The 24,077-nt window shown below is 70.7% G+C and carries 10 protein-coding genes; 8 read left to right on the top strand and 2 right to left on the bottom strand.

All coding sequences use genetic code 11. The annotated features are described in order from the left end of the window. Positions 1–74: 74 nt before the first annotated feature. Both QHF83_RS09375 and QHF83_RS09370 read left to right on the top strand, forming a co-directional pair. Complete coding sequence (locus QHF83_RS09375; protein WP_282417430.1) at positions 75–995, top strand: GNAT family N-acetyltransferase; 921 nt, start codon at positions 75–77, stop codon at positions 993–995. A 49-nt stretch (positions 996–1,044) separates the two neighbouring features. Further along, entirely contained in the window at positions 1,045–1,767 is a 723-nt protein-coding gene (locus QHF83_RS09370; RefSeq protein ID WP_282417429.1) for a PspA/IM30 family protein, read from the top strand. A gap of 18 nt (positions 1,768–1,785) precedes the next feature. Here QHF83_RS09370 and QHF83_RS09365 read toward each other — a convergent pair whose 3' ends face one another. Then, positions 1,786–2,697 carry an SUMF1/EgtB/PvdO family nonheme iron enzyme gene (locus QHF83_RS09365; RefSeq protein ID WP_282417428.1) on the bottom strand — a complete coding sequence of 304 codons (912 nt, stop codon included), beginning with the start codon at positions 2,695–2,697 and terminating at the stop codon, positions 1,786–1,788. Between the two features lie 99 nt (positions 2,698–2,796). Next, complete coding sequence (locus QHF83_RS09360; RefSeq protein WP_282417427.1) at positions 2,797–5,295, bottom strand: hypothetical protein; 2,499 nt, start codon at positions 5,293–5,295, stop codon at positions 2,797–2,799. Positions 5,296–5,715: 420 nt separating this feature from the next. Between QHF83_RS09360 and QHF83_RS09355 the strand changes: the two genes are divergently transcribed. The 6 genes from QHF83_RS09355 to QHF83_RS09330 all read left to right on the top strand — a co-directional run bounded on the left by QHF83_RS09355 (position 5,716) and on the right by QHF83_RS09330 (position 23,996). Next, complete coding sequence (locus QHF83_RS09355) at positions 5,716–7,752, top strand: S53 family serine peptidase (RefSeq protein WP_282417426.1); 2,037 nt, start codon at positions 5,716–5,718, stop codon at positions 7,750–7,752. Between the two features lie 87 nt (positions 7,753–7,839). Next, positions 7,840–11,115: a poly-gamma-glutamate biosynthesis protein PgsC/CapC gene (locus tag QHF83_RS09350; RefSeq protein ID WP_282417425.1), complete on the top strand. Its 3,276-nt coding sequence runs from the start codon at positions 7,840–7,842 to the stop codon at positions 11,113–11,115. Then, positions 11,112–13,628, top strand: a complete 2,517-nt coding sequence (locus tag QHF83_RS09345) for a hypothetical protein (protein WP_282417424.1) — start codon at positions 11,112–11,114, stop codon at positions 13,626–13,628. Before QHF83_RS09350 ends, QHF83_RS09345 begins: the two co-directional genes overlap by 4 nt. Next, positions 13,625–14,794: a hypothetical protein gene (locus QHF83_RS09340; RefSeq protein WP_282417423.1), complete on the top strand. Its 1,170-nt coding sequence runs from the start codon at positions 13,625–13,627 to the stop codon at positions 14,792–14,794. The genes QHF83_RS09345 and QHF83_RS09340 overlap by 4 nt, the downstream gene beginning before the upstream one ends. Continuing rightward, positions 14,791–19,638, top strand: a complete 4,848-nt coding sequence (locus tag QHF83_RS09335; RefSeq protein ID WP_282417422.1) for a hypothetical protein — start codon at positions 14,791–14,793, stop codon at positions 19,636–19,638. The genes QHF83_RS09340 and QHF83_RS09335 overlap by 4 nt, the downstream gene beginning before the upstream one ends. Beyond that, the gene (locus QHF83_RS09330) at positions 19,635–23,996 is read left to right on the top strand and encodes a capsule biosynthesis protein CapB (RefSeq protein ID WP_282417421.1); all 4,362 of its coding nucleotides are present in this window, start codon (positions 19,635–19,637) and stop codon (positions 23,994–23,996) included. Before QHF83_RS09335 ends, QHF83_RS09330 begins: the two co-directional genes overlap by 4 nt. Positions 23,997–24,077 lie beyond the last annotated feature (81 nt).

The following is a 24,077-nucleotide window of genomic DNA, read 5'->3' as shown; positions in this document are numbered from 1 at the left end:
TCGGCTTGACAATCGCCCAAGGATCGCGGGGATCTTTCGGGATCCACGTTCCCCCTCCACACGCGGAGCCGACCATGCACATCACCTCTCGGCCCTACACCGGCCTTGCCGATCTGCGCGCTCTCCAGCGCACGATCACGGCCTCGTGGCTCCTCGCGCGGCCGTTCGTGAACATGACCGTGGGAGACGTCGCGTGGTGGATGGTCGTCTCGCCGCTTGAGGTCGACTGGACAACGCGGATCCGCCTGTGGGAGTCCGGCGGCGACGTGGTCGCCTGGGGCGGGTTCCAACCGCCGGGTGAGCTTCTCTGTCATCTCCGGGCCGACCTGCCGGCCGCGCCCCTTCGCGCCGTCGTCGCCGAGCTCGTCGAATGGCTGACGGAGAGGGTCGTGTCCCACGCGGAGGCGCCGAGCCACCTCACGACCCACGTCCTCGACACCGATCACGCGCTGCGAGAAGAGCTCCGGTCGCTCGGGTTCACACCCGCCGACGAGCCTTCGTACAGCCACTTCATCGCGCCCCTTTTCGAGAGCCCCGCCGCGCCCGTGCTCCCGCCCGGATACACGATTCGTCACGTCCGGGGCGAGGATGACATCCCGGCGCGGGTCGCCGTGCATCGCGCCGCCTTCGCGCCCTCCCGGATGACGGTCGAGAAGTACCAGCGGCTCGTCGCCATGGACCTTTACGCGTTCGAGAGGGACCTCGTCGTCGAGGCGCCGGACGGATCGTTCGCCGCCTTCACGATGGTCTGGTGGGATCCGGTGGCCCGCATCGGCGAGTTCGAGCCGGTCGGGACCCATCCGGACCATCAGCAGAAAGGCCTCGCCAGGGCCGTGAACCTCGCGGGGCTCCACCTGCTGCGCCGGCTCGGCGCGCGCGAGGCCCTCGTGTTCTCGAGGCCCACGAACGCCGCGTCGGAGGCGCTCTACGCCTCGGCCGGCTTTCGGCGCGCCGCCGTGCATCGGCCCTGGACGCGCCCGCTCCAGGCTCGGTGATCCAAGCCCCACGCTTTACAGCCGCCGCTCGCCGGTGCACCTTTGCCGCATGGGCATCTTCGACCGGATGGGCAAGGTCATCTCGAGCAACGTCAACGCGCTCCTCGACAAGGCGGAAGACCCGAAAAAGTCGGTCGATTTGATCGTCGAGGAGATGAAGGACCAGATCCGCGCCGCCCGCAAGGAGCTGGTCGAAGCGGTGGCGGCCGAGAAGGTGCTGCGCAAGAAGGTCGACGAGGTCGACGCCGAGACGACGAAGTGGGAGCGGCGCGCCGAGCTCGCCCTGAAGGCCGGAGACGAGTCGCTCGCCCGTGAGGCGCTCGTGCAGAAGAAGCGCATCATCGCCGAGCGCGACCGCGCCGAAGCGCTGCGCGCCGAGCAACGCGCGGCCGCGCTGAACATGAAGCGCGAGCTCGAGCGCATGGAGCAGAAGCAGCAGGAGCTCGAAGCGCGCAAGGGGACGATCGCCTCGCAGCTTCAGCAGGCGAAGGCCGGCGGCGGCGCCGAGGGGCTCGGCGCGCGCGGCAGCACGGGCGGCGCGTTCGCCGAGTTCCGGCGCATGGAGGACAAGATCGAGGGCAAGGTCGCCGAGGTGGCCGCCGCCCGCGAGCTCGACGACGCGCTCCGCAGCGGCGGGATGTCCGACATGGAGCTCGAGTCGAAGTTCGCGCAGCTCGAAGGCGGCGGGACGATCTCGAAGGACGGCAAGCCCTCGAACCCCGAGATCGACGATGAGCTCGCCGCGCTGAAGAAGAAGATCCGGATCGGCTGAACGACGCCGCGTTCTGGATCAGGGCGCCGGAAGGTCCGCGCAGCAGCGGAAGCCGGTGCGCGGGTCGGTGTTGCTACGCGTGATGCTCATGCTCGCCGTGGAGCAATCCAGATCTGACTCGCCGCTCGTGAACCCACCCCCGCGACGGTGGCACAAGTCGGTGTCGCCCATCCCCATCTGCGTCTCGCAGGAGTCCTCCCACTCCCAGACGTTCCCGCTCATATCGAAGATATGGTCGAACCCCCCCTCGCACGTCGCGAGGCTGCCGACGGGCACGGTCCCATTCGCCATATTGGCGCCGTTGCACGCGTCGCCCACGTACTCCTTTCCGTAGGGGAACGTGCGCATCCCGCCCATCGTGCAGGCGTTGTGCCACTGGCTGATCGTGGGGTCATCGTAATCGTTCGCGTACGGCGTGGGCCCCCCACCGATGGCGCCGCAGAGCCGCTTCTCGTGCGCGGCGCAGAATGCGAACGCGTCACACCAGTCGACGTTGGCGACGGGGTGATCGTTCGGGGAGGTGACCGCCCCAAAGCTCTTGTTGAACTCGCATTGGGGGAACGGCTGGAACGTTTCGAGCGTCGGATCGGGGTTCGTGTCGAGCCAGGCCTTGTACTGCGCGTTCGTCACCTCGGTGCTGTCGATGCAAAACCTCGTCCCGGAGGACTCGAGCTCGACCATGGCGGGCGTATTCGGGACCTTCGGACACGCGTTCTGCGGGATGCCGCCCCCCATGCCTCCACTCCCGGAGCTGCTCGACGACGACGCGCCCCCGCCCGCGCCGCCCGTTCCACCGCTCCCGCCCGTGCCGCCCGTCGCACCCGATCCGCTCGGTCCGGGCGGCGGAGCGTCGATCCCCCCACCGCCAAAGCAACCGGCCGCGATCACGAGCGGGCAAGCAATGAGCAAAAAAGAAACGGTGACGCGCATGAGTCCGACGATGACACACGTCGCCCGCGAACCGCAACGGGGGAGCGATGGCGCGGACGAAACACGCACGTCGCCCGCCCCACGCCGAGAGAACGCCGGCTACTTCGCCGTGTTGCGACCGAGCGCCACGACGTTGTCCACCGCGCTCGCGCCCCCCTCGCCCACCGTCACCTTCACCCGAGGTTTGGCCCGAAGCAGGCTCACCACCAGCGTGAGACCCCATCCATCCTCGCTGCGAATTTGCACCGCGCCGTGGCTGTCCTCGATGGACATGATGAGCCGCCCGAGCACCTCGAGCCCCGGCGGCGCCGCGCCCGGCGCGATGAGCACGCGCTGCAGCGCCGACTCGGGCAAGCCAAAGCCGAGGCTCCAGTCGAGGATCGAGAGCTCGACCGCGGTGCTCGTCTCTCGCACCGAGATCACCGGCGGCTGCGCCGACGGCGACTGGCCCGCCGCCTCGACCATGAACGCCTCGAGCGCCTTCTCCAGCGCCGATCGATGCCCGATCACGTGGCCCATGCCCCGCATCGGCTCGATCTTCACCTGCCGCCCCGTCGCCCGCGCCGTGCCCGCCACCGCCTGCGCGATCACCTCCGAGAGCGGGAACGCGCTCAGCGGATCGTGCGTCGGCGCGGTCGCGAGCGCGCGGACGTTCGTGGGTTTGTCCTCGGGCTGCTCCACGACCGACGCGACGTACCCGACGATCGACGAGAAGCCGTCCGCCTTCTGCCGGAGCGCGCGGATCGTCAGGACGAACGCCGGCGACGTGCCCGCCTGGCTGCGGCCCGTGATGCCCGACTCGCTCTGCAGCACCTCGGCCATGCTCGTCGCGGCCTCCTCGGCGGTGCAGCCGGTGAGCGCGACGAGGATCTGGCTCAGGTGGATCGATCCAGGCGGGAGCGCGCCGTCGGCCGACTCGGGCGGGACGGAGACGCCGCGCGCACCGAGCCAGCGGCCGAGCTCGCGGCTCGCGAGCCGCACGTCGCCGAGCGCGTCCGCATAAAAGAGGCCCACCGGCGAGCTTCGCAGCACCTCGCTGAACGTGGCGATCTCCTTCGCGGCGCCGTCCGCGCGTTGCACGAGGCGCTCGGACGGCGGCAAGGGCGCGTCGAGCAGGCGTGATCCCGAGATCGGCTCGCCTTCGCCCGCGCTCCCGAGGCGGCGCCTGCGCGCGATGAGCGCGAGCTCGCGCGCGAGGCGTTCGAGGCGCTCGGGGGCCTTGGCGAACGCTGCCTCGGCCTTCGGGCCGCACAGGAACACGTAGCCTTCCGTCTCGCCGAGCGCGATGAGCGGCACGACGAGCGAGGGCTCGCCGGGGTTCTTGAGGAAATCCGTCACGAGGTGGGGCGCGGCCACGCCGTGCTCGTTGATGAACGGCCTGCGGCGCACGTCGCGGCGGCGCTCGGCGATGAGGTGCTCGCCGACGTCGCCGTCGTCCCAGAACTTGAGGTGCCACTGCGAAGACGGCAGCTCCGCCACGAGCACGAAGTCGGAGGGGAAGAGGCGCCCCGCGAGGCGGCCGAGCCGGGGCCAGAAGATCGCGTCGGGCTCGGTCTGCACGCGGCGGAAGATGCCCTCGCGGCCGAGCAGATCCGAGGTGCGCGTGACCGCGCGTCGCCAGCCCGAAAGATCGAGCGAGAGCGCAACGATCGCGCCCGCGAGGATGCTCGCGGCGATGCTCGCCGCCGGCAGGAGGCCCCGCACCATCGAGGCCGCGAAGATCGCTTGCCCGAGGATCGTCGCGAGGAGGCAGATGCCGAGCGTGATCAGCGCGCCGCGGATCGACGCGACCCTCCGGACGAACGCGAGGATCAAGACCGAGAGCGAAGCGACGAGCGCGCTGATCCAGCGCGGCGCCTCGCGCCTCGCGCCGCCGTCGAGCAGGCCGCCGAGCGCGGAGGCCACGTGCGTGCCCATCGAGATCGGGGGCGCGCCCGCGGCGCTCGCGCGTGGTTCGAACGGCGAGTCGAGCGCGGCGATCACCACGCGCCCCGCGGCGACGGAGAGCGGCGTTCGTCCGGCCACGACGTCGGCGAGCGAGACCTTGGGCACGCTCTCGGCTGGCGCGGGCACGATCCACGGCGCCTCCGCGATCCCGAGCGCGGCGAGCGCCGGCCGATCCGCGGGCGGGGCCGAAAAGCCCACCGCCGCGCCTTGCGCGCCGACGCGCACGATCCCGGGCGGGAGCGGCTGGATCGACGCGGCCGGCTCCGCATTCGGCTCTTTGCGGTTCACACAAAACGCGTCGAGCGGCGGCACGACGAGCACGCCGCGCGCGTGGCCCAGGGCGACGAGATCGGAGAGCGCGCCGAGGCAATCTCGTGCGGCGAGCGTCTCGGGCGAGGCATGCACGACGAGCACGTGCGACGAGGGGCTGCGGCCTCCGATCGCGCGCAGGGTGAGCTCACGCGCCTCGTCGTCGGCGCCGCGGAGGGGCGCGATCGCGGCCGTGATCCCGGCGACGAGGATGGCCATCGCTTCGAGACGGGCGCGGCTCGAGAGACGCGATCGATCCTTCTCGAAGGCCATCGGCCGCGGGGCGCGGAACGGCTTCGGTATCTTGCGTGCTTCGAGCAGGCGTCGGGCGAAACTTCGCATCGAGGGGGTACGGGTTCAGCGTGTGCGGCAATTTTCCTGCCATCGGACCGATGCCAGGCAGAGCTCACCCGTCTCGCTGTGGGAACGTCGATCTTTGCACTTTCTCGATCCTGGAAAATCGACCGGCATGCTCCCGGGGCTGCCCTTACGGGCGTTTCCGCTGCGGTCTGGAGTCCTCGCCTCCGATGTCCACAGTCCTCACGCAGCGTGGCCTTTATACCTCAAAGTGTTGGTTGCGTGGGCGGAACCGTGGCCCGGTCCTCGATGCTACCAGGGCCCATGCCCAGGCGCCCATTTCTCGACGGCGTCCAAATATTGCTTTCTTTCCGAATATTTGAGCGACCTTCCGCCCAGAGCGCGTGCTGCACATCACCCGGAATTGGTGGATTTTTTCCTCCCATGGAGGGAGCATCGCGGACCATGCTGTCCTTGCGATTCCCTTCCACCACGGCGCGGGTACTCACGCTGCTCGCCCTCGTCAACGGCGCGGCGTTCGCCGCAGTCAGCTGCAGCGGAGGCTCCGTAGAGACGCCTCCCGGCGGCACCGCAGGCTCCACCGCCCAAGGCGGTCAAGGCGGCGTCGGCGGCCAAGGCGGCCAGGGCGGCGTTGGCGGTCAAGGTGGCCAAGGCGGTCAGGGTGGCCAAGGCGGCCAAGGCGGCCAAGGCGGCGTCGGAGGGACCGGTGGCACGGGCGGCGTCGGAGGGACCGGCGGCACGGGCGGCATCGGCGGGACCGGCGGCCAAGGCGGCGCGGGCGGCATGGACCCGTCGACCAGCAGTTCGTCGAGCTCGTCCAGCAGCTCGAGCTCGTCGAGCGGTGTGGGCGGCGGCGGGGAACCGGACGCGGGCGAATTGCCCGACGCGCTCCCCGATTTCACGGACGCCGAGCTCGAACCCGTGACGAGCATCGACGGCATCCCGAACCCGCTGCCGGGCGTCTACATGGACCTCGGTCCGGCCAATCTGAACGCAAAGTTCCGCTCGCTGATCGCCTTCCCCATCCGGGACAAGCAGGTCCTCGAGGAGACGATCGCGAACATCTACGACCCGGGCCACCCGATGTTCCGGGACTACATGACGGTCGACGAGTGGATGGCGCAGCACGCGCCGCCCGAGGTCGATCCGCACCTCGTCAAGATCTGGCTCGAATCCGAGGGCTTCACGGTGCCGTACGTCGCGACGAACCGCCTGCTCATCGAGTTCCAGGGCACGGTCGCGAGGTTCAACGAGGTCTTCCAGACAACGCTGCACCTCTTCGAGCGTGAGAACCCGCAACAAGGCAACGACCCGATCGACGTGTACGGCACGCTCGAGCCGCTGAAGGTGCCGACCTGGGTGGCGCAGCGGATCGGCGGCGTGATCACCTGCGATCTCGGGGCGTCCACGACGCCGCTCACGCCCGAGGGCGGCGGCATCGTGGTGCAGCCGCAGACCGTCCCGACGAACCGGCAGTCGCCCGCGAAGATCGCCAAGGCGTACGGCGTCGATCAGCTCTACGGCATGGGCTACCGCGGCCAGGGCGTGAAGCTCGGCGTCACGGTCGGCGCGATGTTCCGCTACAAGGATCTGCAGTCGTTCTGGCAGTCCTTCGGGATCATCCGCGACGATCCGGTGGTGACGTACACGATGGAGCCGCCGTCGACGCGTTACATCGAGACGACGCTCGACGTGGAGTGGGCCGGCGCGCTCGCGCCGGGCGCGACGCTGATGGTCTACGCGGGCCACGACGCGCGCAACACGTCGATGGTCTACACGTTCAACGAGGCGATCGCCCGCAACGAGGTCTCGGTCATCACCGACTCGTTCGCACACCGCGAGGACTCCGAGCCGGCGCCCGTGCGCATCCAGTACCACGACTCGGCGATGCAAGCGGCGGCGCTCGGCATCACGGTCATGGCCGCGACGGGCGACTCGGCGCAGATCGACACGCCCTCGGCGAGCCCGTACGTCACGGGCGTCGGCGGCACGCATCTCTTCTGGAACTCGAATGGGACGCTCGCGAACGAGACGAACTGGTACGCGTCGGGCTGCGGCGACTCGCTCACGTTCCTCATGCCCACGTGGCAAGCGCCGTACGTCACGAACGTCGAGATCAACAGCCCGCCGCGCCGAGCGACGGCGGACCTCGCGGTCCACGCCTCGCAGTACGCGGGCTACTACGTCTTCTATCTCGGGGCTTGGACGCAAGCCTACGGCGGCACGTCGTTCTCGTCGCCGGTCTTCGGCGGGCTCATGGCCGTCGTGAACCAGTACCGCGCGGCGAACAACCTGCCGCAGGCCGGCTGGCTGAACTCGATCCTCTACACGAACGCCGCCGTCAAGGCGTCGTTCCGCGACATCACGCAGACGGATCCGGACGGCAATACGCCCTCCAACAAACTGCCCAAGGCGGGATGGGATTATCCGACAGGATGGGGGGCGCCGAACGCGATGGGGCTCGCGCTCACCCTCCCCTGATCCAGGATCATGCGTTAACTCGACAGCGCGGCCCCGCCGGCGCGAAGATCATCTTTCCTTCGCGCCGGAGCTCCTAGCCGCGAGTCCATGCTGGCCTCTCTCGCCGTCTTCCCGCCCAACGGTCTCGATCGAAGCCTGCACGTCGCCGTGCTCATCGGCCTCGTGATCGGGACGATGTTCACCGAGCTGTTCGGCTGGACCTACGCAGGCCTCGTCGTCCCCGGCTACCTCGCGACGATCTTCATCGCCGCGCCCGCGACCGCGATCTTCATCATCGTCGAGTCGGTCGTGACGTACTGGCTCGTCGCGGGCGTGGGCCGATGGGTCACGCACCTCGGCGCGTGGTCGGCGGCGTTCGGGCGCGAGCGCTTCTACCTGTTCATCGTCGGCGCGGTGCTCGTGCGGCTGCTCTTCGAGGGCGTCATCGTGCCGCGTGTCGAGGCGCAATACGGCTTCGCGCACTCGCGTGAGCTCTACAGCGTGGGGCTCGTGCTCGTGCCGCTCGTGTCGAACACGTTCTGGAACGCGGGGATCATCAAGGCGTTCCCGCGCGTCGGGTTCGTCACGGTGTTGACCTGGATCCTGCTCGTCTTGCTCCTGCGCACGACGAACCTCTCGGTCTCGCGCTTCCAGGTCATCAACGAGAGCCTCTCGATCAAGTTCCTCGAGTCGCCGAAGGCGCAGATCATCCTGGTCATCGGCGCGCTGCTCGGCGCGCGGAACAACGTCCGGTACGGCTGGGACTACAACGGCATCCTCGTCCCGGGGCTGCTCGCGGTCGCGTGTTACGAGCCGCTGAAGCTCGTGACGACCACGGTCGAAGCGCTGCTCGTGTACGGCGCATCGAAGTTCTTGATGAGCGTCCCGCCCTTCTCGCGCATGCTCATCGTCGGCCCGCGGCGCATGCTCATGTGCTACATCACGGGCTTCTTCGTGAAGGTCCTCCTCGGGTTCGTCCTGGCCTACTTCTGGCCAGGGGTCCCGATGATCGACTACTTCGGATTCGGCTACCTCCTGCCGAGCCTCCTGGCGGTGAAGATGTGGAACAAGGACCACATCGGCATCGTCGTCATGCCGACGCTGCAGGTGTCGATCACCGCGTTCCTCGTCGGCAACGGGATCGGCTACGGGCTCGTGAAGGCCGAGGGGCTGCTCGTGCCGCGCGCCTCGGTCTCGGAGATCGCGATGATCGCGGGCGGCGCGACCGTGCCGTACGAGCTCACGCTGGGCGACACGGGGCCGAGGCCGAGGCCCGCGGCGGAGCGATCGGTGGGGATCACGGCGCTCGAGGTCGCGCTCGAGGTCGCGAACGAGGTCGATGGATTCACCGAGACGCGCGGCGGCGAGGAGGTCTCGCCGCGGACGCTGACGGCGGCGAAGACCGCGGGCCTCTTGGTGATGCGCGAGGAGAAGGGCGGCTGGGTGGTGGCGCGGCCGCGCGCATCGGAGATCGATCCGGACGACGTGACGCCGGCGCCGCGCTTCGCGGTGCGGCCGAAGGCAACGCCGGGGGTCGTCTCGCGTCACGGCGGCTTCCTCGTGCTCGCCGCGCCCGAGGGTCCCGGCTCGGCGCTGCCCGCGCTCGCGCACGCGGCGGCGGAGGCGCTCGGGGCGCGGGCGCTCGTGCTCTTGTCGAGGCACGAGGGGCAGCGGGCGCTCGACGAGGCGTTCGCGGCGGAGCTCGGCAAGCGGCTCGGGCTGGATCAGATGCTCGTGGTCGAGGCGGGCGGGGACGAGCCGCCCGGCGTGAGCGCGGTCGGCTCGGTGCCCGAAGGCTTCGACGTGATGGCGCTCGGGCGCATGCTCAGCGCGGAGGTGACGCTCTCGTGGAGGGCGCCGGTGCAAGGCGCGACGCAGCGGCCGTGGTCGAACGCGCCGACGTTGCGTGTGCCCTTGGCGCTCGCGGAGGAGGTCGCGGGATCGCTGCTCGGCGCGCGTGAGGTCGAGGTGTGGTCGGGCGGCTTGCGGCAGGAGCTCGTGGGCCGGGTCGTGGCGCTGACGTCGGTGGGCACGACGGGTTATCGCGGGCCGACGATCGAGGAGCTGCGCCTCTTCGACGCGACGCTCGCGCGGCGGATGCCGCACGCGGGCATGGAGCCTCGATGGACGGCGTGGGAGCGCGCGGTGGCGGCGCGGCTCGGCTACGCGATCGTGCGGGTGCACAAGCCGGACGGCGAGATCGAGGCGTGGGGGCTCGTCGAGGACGAGACGGGCGGGCGGCGCGGGAACGCGAGCCTGTTCGTGAAGGTCGAGAAGCTGGGGCTTGGGGCGGAGGACGCCGGAGGCGATCCGAAGCCCCAAATGTCGACCCGAGAGGTCGTCGCGCCGGGGGAGATCCTCATCGAGGTGCCGGCGCCGCGCTGGGAGATCGGGACGTTCGGCGCGGGTTTGTCGCTGTACGACGCGCTCGGCGCGCGCGGGCTCTTGATCGCGGGCGCGCTGCCGAGCGCCGATCCGCGCGGGTATGCGGATCCGCGGCGCCGGGTGTCGCGACGATCGTTCTTCCAGCGTGTGCACGAGGTCTGGCTCGGCGAGGGCAACTCCGGCATCAGCATGCAGGGCATCGCGCCGGAGCGAGACTACACGGGTGATCTCGTCGTTTCGTTCGGGCGTGAAGTGATCCGGCGCGAGCAGGTGCCGGAGTGGGCGCGGCCGATGGTGGAGGTGTTCGGCGACCTCGGCATGCGCGTGGGGATGTTCGACGGGGCGCGCGAGCACGCGCCGTACAACGGCTCGGCGGACCTCTCGATGAGCTACGCGCGCAAGTTCGCCGATGGTCGCTTCGCGCTCGTGTACATGTCGGGCGAGCTGCGCTCGGCGCTGTCCGCGGTCGAGGGCGACGGGATCCTCACGCCGCGGCTCGGGCGGCTCGGCGTGGATCTCGGCTCGGAGGACGTCGCGTCGCGCGCGTTCGAGCTCATCGCGTGCAAGGCCGAGGCGCCGGCGCCGAAGGGGACGCCGAAGAAGGCGGACGGCAAGAAGACGGACGGCAAGAAGAAGGGCGCGGAGGACGCGACCCCGGCCGAGGCCCCGAAGTCGCGTTGCCCGAGCTTCACGGCGGACGCGGCGAACCGGTGCGACGCCGAGGCGCGCCTCGAGAGCTTCGAGCGTTATCTCGATCAGAACAATCCGTTCGATCTGCGCGCGGCGATCAAGGACGATCGGGCGTGCCACGTCGAGGTGGTCCGGGACGCGGTGTCCCGGCGGATCTGGGCGCTCGTGGCGGAGCCGGGGCAAGTCATGCTGGTCCCGCTCGGTACGTCGCGGGTGCCGCGCGCGCCGAAGCCGCTCACCTCGATCGTGCGGGTGCGGCGCGCGGTCGCGACGGGCCTGACCAGCATACGGGTGGTGGAGAGCCCGTGATCATCCGCTGGTTCATCGTCGCGATCCTCTTCTTCGGCTGGGCGGCCTTGCTCTGGCCGCTCACCTCGCCGCCGCCCGCGTCCCACCTCGCGCTGCCCGCGATGGACGAGATCCTCGCGTATCGCGTCGACCCCGACAAACCCGTCGCCGTGAAGGTGCCCTCGTCGATCGACGCGGTCGTGGTCTCGACCTGGGCCCTCGTGCCCCGCGTGACCGTTTGTGATCCAAAGGCACGTTTTTCGTACGGATTCGAAGCAACGTTCGTCGACGAGCACGGCAAGGACGTCCAGACGCACAGGTTCGAGCTCGAGAGCCGGCTCTCGTGCGACGACAAGGACGGCGCCACGGCGGGCGAGTACGCCGCGCGGGTCGCGCAGGGCGACGAGTGGGTGCTCGATCCACGCACGACCACGATCACGACGGGGGAGCTCTTGCCGCGCGGCGGCGTGATGCGGATGCGGGGGCTGCCGATCTCGGTGAAGGACGTGCTCTCGCGCGTGGAAGGTCGATACCGGCGCGGATCGTACGAGCGCACGTTCTACGAGATGAGCCTCGACGACGAGGATCGCTCGCGCGTCGTGTCGGACATGACCTCGCTCGGCTTCGAGGATCTCCCCGAGACGGCGCGATCGCGCGCGCTCTCGGGCTGGGATCGGCGCCTCGACGCGGCCGGGCTCGAAGGCAAGGACTACTCGCTCCGGCGGCTCTTGCTCCGCAACTACCGCACGCCCTTCCCCGCGGCCGCGGGCACGGTGCCGGGGTATTCGGTGGGCGAGCGGCACGCGGCGGCGATCAACGTGATGGGTCCGGTCGAGCTCGACGTGCTCGCGCCGCCGGGGCGAACGGTGACGGTCAGCGAGGGCGGAGGCGGCGGCGCGCGGATGCTCACGGTGCCCGAGGACGGCGTGTTTCACGTGTCGTCGTCGCGCCTCAACCCGCGCACGTTCGTCGTCGAGGGCAAGGGCGACGATTTCCTCGTGCGGTTCGTCCTTCCGAAACCGTACGAGCGCGCGCAGATCGGCGATCTCATCGCGCTGCCGTTCGAGGGGGAACGGCTCGAGATCCGGCCCGACGTGCGGGTCGTGAAGTATTTGAAGCTCGATCCGGAGCGGCCGGTCCTCGCGCGCGTGGCGCCGGAGCAGCCCTACCTCGGCCTGCTTCTCCGCGCGGAGCTGCCCGAGGCAGGCGCGCCCGATTCGATGTCCGGCACCGTCGTCGCGCGCTGGGGCCCCGGGCCGAACGAGCGCGCCGAGCTGCGCCAGACCTTGCCGTACTCGCGCTTCGAACGCTGGGGCAGGCCGCGGGATCAGGCCGAGGAGGGCGGCGCGCTCGCCTCCGGGAGCGACAAGACCGAGGCCGACGCGACCGATCCGCGCCGCGCGATCCTGCGCATCCCGAAGGGCGCGACGAAGATCGAGATCCTCGGCGACGCTCACATGCGCGTGCACCTGCGCGTGCTCGATCCCGGCGTGCCCGAGGACATCCTGCGCGTGCCGTACCGCGTCGAGCTCGCGGAGAACGAGATCTGGCGATACGCGCCGTTCGACGTGCGCACCTGGACGCCCATCCGCGCCGAGAACCAGAACGAGCTCGAACGGCAAGGCCGCATCGCCGACCTCTACGAGCAGGTGCGCATCGAGCTGCGCGGCCAGCCTTCGCCGAGCGAGGCCGGCCAGAAGCCCGAGCGCACGCTCGTGCCGGACCAAGCGCCCGTCCGGCGTCGCTTCCTCGCGCCGTACGAGATCGCCGCGAAGGAGCTGCTCCCGAACGACGGGTGGACGCCGCTCGATCTGGAGAGCCCGCTCAAGCTCGGGATCGGCTACGCGGGGGAGCGCGGTGGGCGGCTGAAGGTGCTCTACCGGGCGCATCCGTCGCGGCTCGGGAAGATGGCCGAGCTCTGGATCGACGGGAAGAACATGGTGGAGCAGCCTATCGCGTCGCTCTCGGGCGTGCTGCGGGCGAGCCTCAAGGCCGGCGTCCACGACATCCAGGTGAAGGGCATCGGCGACGGGCTCGCGTACGCGGACGCGGCGCCGTGGGAAGGCGGCGGGATCATGCGTCGCCGCGACGTCTTCGAGCTGCCCGCGCGCGAGCCGCTCTCGTTCACGTTCCGGCAGCGCCCGGGCGAGTCGCTCACGCTCGTGCTGTTCGTGATCAGCGAAGCGTCGGCGCGCCCGTTCAAGATTCGCTACAGCATCGACGGGGGCAAACCGGCGCGGCAGAAGAGCGCGTTTTTCCGGTCGATCACGACGGCCAGCGGCGAGCTCTCGGGGCGCACGGGCGACGCGGGGATGGGCCTGCTCTGGGAGGCGCGACGGACGGCGAAGGAAGCGCGGAAAAACCTGGATGGCCTCGCCAAGGTAAAAATCCCGATCGGCGACGACCTCGAGCCGGGGCTCCGGACGATCAAGATCGAGAGCGTCGATCGCGTGTGGATCGGAGCGGTGCTCGTCGGCCAGACGCCGCTGCCGGGAGACCTCGAGCCGAGGCTTTGGTCGGAGGACGATCTGTGAAAAAAGCACGATGGGCAGGGCTTCTTTCGACCACGTTGCTCTTCGGCTGCGGGGCGCCGTCCTGCCCGAAGAGCCCGCCCGCGCCAGCCGCCGCTTGTCCTCCCTCGGAGGCCTCCGCGATGATGCCCCAGGTGGACGAGGGGGCGACGAAGGCGCTCGAAGAGCGGATCGCCAAGCTGCGGAAGGGCGGTCGCCGCACCGTGACGTACAAGGCGCCGACGAACGACGAAGAGCGCGCATACGCCGCCTGGGTGCGCGACGCGCTCGTCGCCGCGACCGAACGCAAGGAGCCGCCGAAGAAGGCGCCCGAGGGGTTTTCGCTCCGCGTGCTCGGAGACGTGTGGCTGCTCGAGGAGGCGCGGAAAAAGAAGCGGGGCGCGGGCGTGGTCGTGATGCGCACCGGTCGCGCGAGGCCGATCCTCGTGGAAGCGCCGCACACGTTCTACGACGCGGGCACGTTGCCGATCGCGCTCTCCGTGTTCGACGCGCAGGCGGCGCGGGTGCTCTTGATCAACACGGTGCACCGCTACATCGACAAGCCCGCGGAGGCCGCGAAGGACGGCGGCGCGAAGGACGAGAAGGCGTCCGCCGGGAAGGACAAGGACAAACCCAAGGGCACGGAGGCGGAAGGGGACGAGGTCGACGACAAGGACGACGACAAGGACGACGACAAGGGCGCCGCCGTGGAGGAGCCGGCCGGCGTCGATCGCGACGAGGCGGACGACGCGAACGCGGCGGCGCCGGTGGTCGCGTCGGACGTGGCGCACGCGGAGCGCTCGTTCTTCCACGCGGCCCATCGCGAGCTCGTCGCGCTCGTGCAAGGCGCGGTCACCGTGCAGATCCACGGGTTCAAAGACGACAAGTCCGAGGGCACGGGCATCATCGTGAGCGCCGCGAAGACGAACGCCGACGCCGCGAGCCTCGCCGCGCGCCTCGGGCCCGCCGTCACCGACACCCGCGTCAAGGTCTACCCGACCGACGTCTCGATCCTCGGGGGCACCATCAACCAGCAGGCGCGCGCCTGCCGCGAGCTCGGAGCGCCGTTCTTCCACGTCGAGCTCTCGCGCACCGTCCGCGACGCGCTCGGCGCCGACAAGCAGAAGCGCGCGCGCTTCGCCGCCGCGCTCGATCCGATCTTCGCCCGACCGTTGCCCCCGAATCCATGAACGTTCGGTCTGCCCTCGCCGCGGCCCTCGGGCTCGTCCTCGGCCTCGCTCCCGCGGGAGCGCGCGCCGATGCGAGCCTCGATCCGCCCGGCTGGGTCGCGCCGACCCGCGCCCGCGTCGCGCCCTTCTCGCTCGACACCCCCACGCAAGGCGGTGCCGTCGAGGTCGATCCGAGCGCGCCGATCTCCCTCGCGAAGGGCTCGGTCCTGCTTCTGCCCATCGAGCCCGGTGATCGCGTCCGCCTCGAAGGACCCGTAACCGCCGTCGGCCTCGGCACCGGCGTGCGCGAGGTGCCCGACGCGGTCACGTGGCTGCCGCTTCCACCCACCATCGCCCCGACGTCGGCCAAGACCCGCGAATCCCGCGTCGTCGACGTCCCCATGTGGACCGGCGCTCGTTTCCTCGTGGTCCGGTCCGACAAACCCGCCGCGATCACCGCCGCGATGGGCAGCCTCCTCCGCTCCTCGCTCGCCTGGCACAGGCTCGACGAGGACGTCACGCGCTGGCTGCGTGATCCCACGGCGGCCCGCCCCGAGACCGCCATCCCCGAGGCCGCCTCGATCCTCCGCTGGCTCTTCGCCGCGAGGAGCGCGCTCGAGGCCGCGCCGACCGACGCCACCCGCGACTGGCTCACGGTCCGCTGGCTCGAGAGCACCCTCCTCGTTCGCCCCCTCGTCGAGCCTTATTTCGTCCGCCGCCCGGTCTCCCTCGAAGGCGGCCGGGACGCCCGCGAGGCCGCCGATCAGCTCGCCGTCCTGCCCGATGCCTCGCCGTGGCGCCTCGTCCTCGCCTCCCGCGGCGCGCTCGCCGCCAAGGCGAACAGCATCGTCGTCGACGCGCCCGCCTCCGACGTCGTGCGCCTCTCCATCCAGGCCCGTGGCATCGGCGCGGCCCGCGCCATCGTGCGCGCCGGCGATGTCGTCGTGCGCGAGCTCGTGTGGGACGTCGCGACCCGCACCGCCGATGCGCAGCGATGGACCGCGACGCAGAGCATCCGCGTCCCCTTGCCCGTCGATACACGTCGCGTCTCGATCGAGGCCCTCGAAGGCGAGATCGCCGTCGCCGCCACCGCCTTCCGCAAACGCACCGACGTCCTCGACATCGCGCCTCGCGTCCGCGATCGCGAAGCCCGCCTCGACGCCCTCGGCGAAGGCGCGAAGGAGCCCGCCGCCGCGGCCGTCGTCCGCCTCGCGGCCGCCGCCGACCGCACGGGCGCCGCGCGCGACGTCGATGCCGCGCTGAAGCGCATCCTCGCGGGCGACATCCCTCCGGCCCTCCGCGCCTTCCTCCTCACCGAAGCCGTCCGCTGGGCCACGAGCCCCGAGCAGGCCCGCGAGGCCGCCGAGCGCGCCTTCGACCTCGCCCGCGCCCTCCCCGCGGGCGCCGCCGGCCCCGTCCTGCGCGCCGTCCTCGAACGGCTCGCCTCGGCCCATGCCCACACGCTCCCTCCGCCGCGCCCCTGGGAGCGCCCGCTGCCCGAGGCCACCCACGAGGACGATCGCGTCGCCCTCGACGCCCTCCGCGCCATGCTCTCGCCGCCCGAGGATGGCCGCCGCCCCGCCGCCGCGCCCCTCGCCGAGCGTTACGCCTGGCTCCACGGCGACCTGCCCGGCGCCGCCAGCCGCGCACGGCAAACCTGGGTCCGCGAGGCGCCGTGGGACACCCTCGATCCGCCCACCGGCTCCGTCGTCTGGAACGACATCTCCGTCCCCTTCGACAACGTCGGCAGCACCCGCTGCGCCCTCGTCGGCCCGCGTGGCCTGCGCTGGACCGTCCTCCGCGAAGGCCGCGCCGACATCGACGTCCTGCCGCCGCCCGCGCCCGCGACCCACACCCGCCTCCTCGTCATTTCCGGACAAACCGACCCGGCCCCCGAGACCTCGCTCCTCATCGACAACATCGCCTCCGCCGTGCACACCGGCGCCGGCCTCGGCAGCGGCATCGCCGTCACGCCTGGCCGCCACGCGTTCGAGCGCCCCGCCGGCGCCGTCCCCGTCTTCGCCCGCATCCCCCGCGACGGCTACGCGCCCTGCGACACCCTGCGCGAGCTCACCCGCTGGATCCGGCTGAACGGCGACGCCAAGTTCCGCGTCCCCGACCCGGGCCGCGCCACCGTCGCGCGTGTCGTCGCCCATGCCGCCGAGAGCGGCACCCGCAAGCCACGCCGCCTCCACGTCCGCGTCGGCGACCGCGTGTACGAGGCCTGGATCGACCACGGCGCGACCGGCGCGATCGAGGTCCCCGTCCCCGCCGAGGTCGGCGAGATCCAGATCGAGACCCAGGAAGAGACCCTCGTCCGCGTCTCCGCGCGCCTCCACCCGCGCCGCGCCCCCGAGCCTCGCATCCCCGCCGCCGCCCGCGAAACGGCCCTCGACGCCGTCAGCCTCCTCCTCGCCCGCGTCCGCGACGCCTCCCGCGAGCTCGAAAAAGCCCCGCCCGCCGAGCAGGACGCAATCCGGAAGCGACGCGCCGAGGCCCTCGCATCCCTCGGCTACGAAACCCTCGCCGCCCTCGATCGCAAGGACGAGATCCCCCTCGAAGCCCTCGAGGAGCCGGACGCGCAAGGCCCGCCGCAGGCCCTCCGCTTGCCCGCCGGCAGCCCCGCCGTCGTCCCCCTCGGCCTCGTCCCGCGCATCCCGCCCCTCCCCTTGCCGAAGGACCTCGACCCGCTCACGCGCGCCCGCCGCGCCCAGGTCGCCGACGACACCGCCGCCGCCCTTACCGCCCTCACCGACGGAAACGCCCGCTCCTCCACCGACGCCGACGGCCTCCTCTACGCCGTCCTCACGGAGCGCACCGGCGCCGGCTGGATCGCCGGCGAGGTCTTCGAACGCATCGGCCTCGCGCATGGCTCCGGCCCGGCCCTCGCCCGCGCCGCCTCCCTCTCCGCCGACCGCTCCGCCGACGACCAGGACCGCGCCCGCGCCCTCCGCAGCTTCGTCCTCGCCCAGCACGCCGTCGAGAACGGTGATCCCGCCTCGAACGCCTTCGCACGCCTTGCACCCGCCGTGGGTTGGCTTGCCGTCGCCCGCGCCGATCAAGCGGCCGGCACCGGCCTCGTCGACGTCCGCGGCGGCCGCGCCCCGTCGCTCGGCTTCCAGGTCCGCCGCGCCCTGCTCGACGCCCCCGACGACGCCCTCCTCCTCGCCGAAGGCCAGCACGTCGAGCTCCGCGTCCGCCAGAGCAAGCCCACCACGCTCGGCGTCGAGACCCAGTGCCTCGCCCTCGAAGACGACCCGAACTGCCAGCTCAGCGTCGAGATCGACGGCAAACCCGCGCCTTGCGGCCATGACCCCAAGTCTCCCCGCGCCGCCTGCACCCTCTCGATCCCCCGCGGCCCGCACCGCGTCGAGATCCGCGCCCCGCGTGGCCGCACCATCATCGGCTCGGCGCGCCTCTCCGGCGCCGGCGGCTTCTCCTTCCAGGCCCGCGTCGTCTCCGAGTGGTTCGAGATCGACCCCGAGCGCCCCCTCGAGCTCACCTTCGCCGCGCCCACCGTCGTCCGCCTCCAGGCCCGCGGGCCAGCCGGCGAACCTCGCACCCTCAACTGGTCGGTCGATCCGCAAATCCCCCTCCCCAGCACCACCTCCCGCGGCGAGCTCCCCCTCGATCCCACCGCCGACCCGACCGCGCACCTCGTCGGCGGCGACCCGAACAACCTCCGCCCCCTCGGCCAGGAGCTCGAAAAGCGCATCCCCGTCCTCCCCGACGGCCCGCACACGCTCCACGTCACCTCGCCCGGCGGCCGCGCCCTCGTCCGCGTCCAGCTCGCCGTCCCCATCGGCCTGCCCAAGCCTCGCCGCGTCGCGCCCGCGCCCGGCCTCCGCCCCGCGCCCAGCGGCGCCCCCGAGCCGCCCCTCCGCGTCGCGCCCGACATCGTCTCCGACGCCGATCCCGGCAGCCTGCTCACCTCCTTCTATGCCCGCCTCGTCGACCTCGACGTCGGCGACGAGGACAACCTCACCGGCGCGCGCCTCCTCGAAGTCGGCGTCGCCCTGCGCCGCGAGATCGAATCGATCAACGCCTGGGCGCAAGGCTCCGTCTTCGCCCGCGCCCGCTTCGGCGCCCCGAGCTTCGGCGTCGCCGGCTCCTTCGACCTCGCCCCGAACGGCGTCATCCCTGGCCTCTTCGTCCGCGGCCGCGTCGTCGCGCAGCCGACCGACACCTTCGCCCTCGGCGCCCGCGCCCTCGGCGGCGTCCTCTGGTCGATCCCCGTCGCCGACTCCGTCTCGCTCGTCCCTTGGGGCGGCGCGGCCGTCATCCTCACCGACCCCGCCCTCGAAGGCCGCGACGACGCCGACCGCGAGGTCTGGACCCGCTACTCCAGCACGCGCCCCTTCTACGGCGTCGTCGGCCTCCGCGCCCTCTTCCGCCCGGCCATCGACGCCCTCGCGAGCGTCGGCGTCTCCACGCGCACCACCCCCGACTTCGCTGGCATCGACCGCGCCGACCTCGAAGCCCAGCTCCACCTCCTCCCCGGCCGCGGCCTCGCCCCCTGGATCACCCTCGGCGCCTTCACGAGCTACCGACCGGCCGGCTACGACCGCGCCGAATCCTTCCTTCGCAGCGGCGTCAGTGCCCAGCTCACGTTCTGGACGTGGCTCATGCGGGGCCATCGGCTCAGCGCCGGGGCCGAGGGCCGTGTCCTGCTCGACCTCCCCGTCGAGGCCTCGCCCTTCCGACTCTCCGGAGGTATCTTCGTGGGCTACGACCTCGCGGGTGGCAGGGGCCTTCGTGACTTGCCACCGCGGGAGGCACCGTTCCGTGCTCGGCTCGAAGAGGGCAGTGGCCGTATCGACAGGCGCCGCACCTCCTCCGACCCGACCTGGGGCACGCCGCCTTGAAGTACCCCCTCGCTCCCGCGCTCACCAAACGCAGATCCCGCTACGCCGACGGGCGGGACGGGCTCGCGGTGGACCTCTTCCAGAGCGTCTCGCCCCTCATGGCGAAGCTCCGCGTCCCCACCGTCGAGCGCATCGCCGAGAACATCGCCGCCGAGCTCGGCCCGGGCCCGCATCCCCCGGGCATCTTCATCGCCTCCCTCATACGCGCTGCCGACGTCGCCGTCGGCGAGCTCGACCGCCTGAACGGCGAGGCCGCCTCCCTCATGGTCGCCTACCAGGGCGCGGCCACCGACGAGGACAAACGCAAGATCCTCATCGACCACCTCCGCGGCTCGGCCAAGAGCCGCCTCGACGCCCGCCGCGACGTCCAGGCCACCAAGCGCTGGCTCGACATGGAGGCCGTCCAGGAGCGCTTCGCCGCGCGCATCGCCGACCAGGTCGACGCCGTCGAGGTCGCCTACGAAGCGACGATCACCAAAGCCAAATCGCTCACCGAGGCCGACGCCTTCCGCCTCCTCTCCGGCGGCGGCGTCCTCGAATTCGCGATGTCGCACGCCTCGACCGGGCGCCCGCAGCCCGTCCGCGTCGCCGCCTTGCGTGTCCTCGCCGCCCTCCTCGCGCGCCTCAACCCCTCGCAGCGCCTCGGCCGCTTCGGCGTCGAGCGCGCCCGCCAGGTCCTCGCGTGGGCCCGCGGCGTCGACGCCATGCGCTGGGCGCAGGTCGCGGCGCTCGAAATCGCCTCCCTCGTCTTTCCCGACGGCATTCGTGGCGTCATCTCCGAGCGCCTCCGCATTCGCTCCGGCAAGGACGGCCCCATCATTCGCCGCAATGCCTTGCGCATCCTCGGCACCCTCGCCGACGACCGCACCCGCCTCGAAACCGGCCTCATCGCCAAGGACGACCCGAGCGAGCACGTCCGCCAGGAGCTCGCGCGATTCCTCGGACGAACCCGCGGCGAAGGCGGCCTCGAGCAGCTCGTCAAGATCATCACCGAGGACAAATCGCCCCGCGTCCGCGGCCTCGGCATTCGTGTCCTCACGAAGCGCGCCGGCGGCTTCGCCTGCGAGGGCCCGAATGCCGGGAACGAACCTCCGATCGAGGATCGTGATCCGGAGGCGGCCGAGGCGCTCCTCGGCGTCATCCAGCGCGCCCTCACGAAACCCGAAGATTCGCTCCCGGTCCGGGTCTCGCTCGAATCGATCAAGCTCGTCGCGGCCGGCACGACGCCCGTCCTCCGCCCGGGCCATTTCGTCGAGCCCTTGGCCACGCTCGCGAACAACGAAAAGGCCGGCGCCGAGCTCACGGAGGGCGCCGCGGCCACGCTCCGCTGGCTCGAAGTCGCGGCCGAGCCGGAGCTCGTGGCCCTCGCGCAGCGCTTCAAGGACAAACTCGAAAAAATCAAGGAAGGCCGCTCCTCGCGCTTCGACGTCCCGCCGAACACCCCCACGCGCGACCTCGAACGCGCCCTCGCCGTCGCCTCGCGCGGCGACATGACCGTCTCCCTCCAGAAGGTCCGCGCCGGCAAATACATCCTCTGGCGCGGCGAACCCCGGCACTGGCGATTCTGGCGATTCTGGAACGAGCTCAAGACGCCCATGCCGGACAAACGCAAAGGCTACGCCCATACCCAGGGCCGCGTCTGGCAGGGTGAAATCGTCGTCCCGCCGCACGGCATGGCCGAGGTCACGCCGACCCGCGTCCCCGGCGAGCGCCAGCTCTGCCCGCCCGTCGCCGGCTGGGGCCCGTTCCTCCCGCGCGTCGACGAATTGCTCGCGGTCTGCTCCATCTCGGGCAAACCCCTGCGCATGATCACGCCCGTCGGCACCGTCCTCCTCCGCGGCCCGCACACGCTGAAGGAGCGCATGCGGACGCGCTGGAAGCTCTCGCTCGAATACCCCCAGCTCGCGCTCGTCCGCCAGCGCTCGCTCGCCGCCAGCGAACCGCGCGAGAAAAAGTTCTTCTGGCAAAAAGCCCAGGAGCTCGGGTTTTCCCTCGACGTCGTCGACACCGAGGGCGAGATCGAAAACGCCCGCTTCAACCTCGTCCCGCACCTCCCGCGTAATTTCTACGCCCCGTTCCCCTTCGCGCTCCCGCCGATCGCCGAGCACGTCCTTTCCTTCTTGTTGTCGCCCTCGGGCAACACCCCGGCGCACCTCGCCGTCGTCGTGTGGAGCCTCTTCTCGTACCTCATGCTCCGCACGGCGGTCATCATGCGCGGCATCGAAAAAGCGCGCGCCTCGATTCCGCTCTCCATCGGCGGCTGGGGCACCCGCGGCAAATCCGGCTCCGAGCGATTGAAGGCCGCGCTCTTCCACGCCATGCGCTACGACGTCGTCGTGAAGACCACCGGCTGCGAGGCCATGTTCATTCACGCGATGCGCGACCTGCCGGCCGGCGAGATCTTCATCTACCGCCCCTACGACAAGGCCACGATCTGGGAGCAGCGGAACGTCCTCTTCACGGGGAAAAACCTCCATTGCCAGGTCTTCCTCTGGGAGTGCATGGCGCTCCAGCCGAGGTTCGTCGAGACGCTCTGCAACGAATGGATGCAGGACCCGATCACGACGCTCACGAACGCCTATCCCGACCACGAGGACATCCAGGGCCCCGGCGGCGAGGACGTGGCGCGCGTCATCTCCTGCTTCATGCCCCAGGACGGCGTCACGTTCACCTCGGAAGAGCAGATGTTCCCGCTCTTCCTCGACAATGCCCGCCGCAAGCGCACGAAGCTCGTCCACGTCCAGCCCATCGAGGCCGACCTCATTCCCGTCGACCTCCTCCAGCGCCTCCCGTACCAGGAGCACCCGCGCAACGTCGCCCTCGTCCTCGAGCTCGCCGATTACTTCGAGATCGACCGCGAAAAGGCCCTCGTCGAGATCGCCGACCACGTCATCCTCGACCTCGGCGTCTTGAAGACCTATCCCACCGTCGAATACCGCGGCCGCAAGCTCACGTTCTCCAATGGAATGAGCGCGAACGAGCGCGCCGGCTTCCTCTCGAACTGGACGCGCCTCGCCTACGACAAACACAACCCCGACGAGACGCCCGACCGGGCCACTTGCGCCGTCGTCAACAACCGCGCCGACCGCGTCGCCCGCTCCCGCGTCTTCGCGCAGATCTTCGTCGACGACGCCGGCTGCGACCACATCGTCCTCATCAATACGAACCTCGGCGGCATGATGCAGTTCATCACCGAGGCCCTCGACATCTGGCTCGGCGGCACCCGCATCACCGCCGACGCCGACAAGGAAAAGGCGCTCCTCAAGTTCGACGAATACCTCCGCCGCACCGGCACCCGCTCGAGCCTCGAGGCCCTCGAAGAGACGCTCCTCATCATGCTCAAGGCCCTGCCGATGGAGGACGAGGACGCGCGCAAGATCGTCGAGGACGCCCGCCCCCTCTTCAACGCGACCCCCGAGGAGCTCGGCGCCGCGATCGAAAAAGCCTTGTCCGGAAAAACGCCCGCCGAGGGCAAGGACGACATCCGCCCCGACATCGTCACGCACACGATCCGCTACGCCAAGCGCACGAAGCTCCGCGACGACGCGAAAAAACGCGTCACGGCCGCCCTCGATCAGAAGGCCTGGGCCGAGGCCGACACGATCTTCCGCACCGCCTACCGCGAGCTCTTCTTGGAGCGCGTCTGCGTCCTCTGGAATGCCGGCTCCACGGGTGATCAGGTCATCGATTTCATGGTCAAGCAGATCCCGCCCGGGATGGACGTGCGCATCATGGGCACGCAGAACATCAAGGGCACGGGGCTCGACTTCGTCTATCGGTGGCTCTCGATGGACCGCGTGCGTCAGAACATCGAGAAGATGGAGACCACGCCGAGCGCGCGCGCCGAGGTGCTCACGTTCTTCATGTCGTACAACGACTTCAGCCTGATCGATTGCCGCGAGGCCCTCGACGCGACCAGACGCGCGAAGGTCTCCGACGATCCGGACTGGCAGAAGCACGCGAATCTGATCAACGCCGCCCTCGAGCGCCTGAGCAACCTGGAGCGGGACAAGGTCACGAAACTCCAGGCGACGGGCAAAGCGGGCCTCGGGCAACGCGTGCTCAACAAGGTCGAGCAGCTCTTCGACCACCTCGACTCGGTCCGCCGCACGAACACCGCGCAGACGGTCATGAACGACCTCTTCGCCGCGCGCGTCGGCCACGGCCAGGCCGCCATTCTCTTGCGCGACGTCACGGGCCGCTCGAAAGGCGGCTGGCTCTACAAAGACCTCAAGAAATGGTGGGCCAAGCAGGAGGAGCGATTCCCCTGGCTCAAGGGCAAGAGCGAGGAAGAGCAGAAGAAGGACGACAAGAAGGGCGACTCTCCGCCGGCCGGGGATCCCGCGCCTGCTGGCTGATTCCTTCATTTCCTTCGAAACCGGACGAAATACGAGAGCGCCCCGCCGCGATCCACGCGGCACCGATCAGCGCGGGCGCAT

It is taken from the genome of Polyangium sp. 15x6, assembly GCF_029960785.1.
Classification (GTDB): domain Bacteria; phylum Myxococcota_A; class Polyangia; order Polyangiales; family Polyangiaceae; genus Polyangium.
Note: the sequence above shows the minus strand (reverse complement) of the source record. Positions and strands in the feature narration are given on the sequence as shown.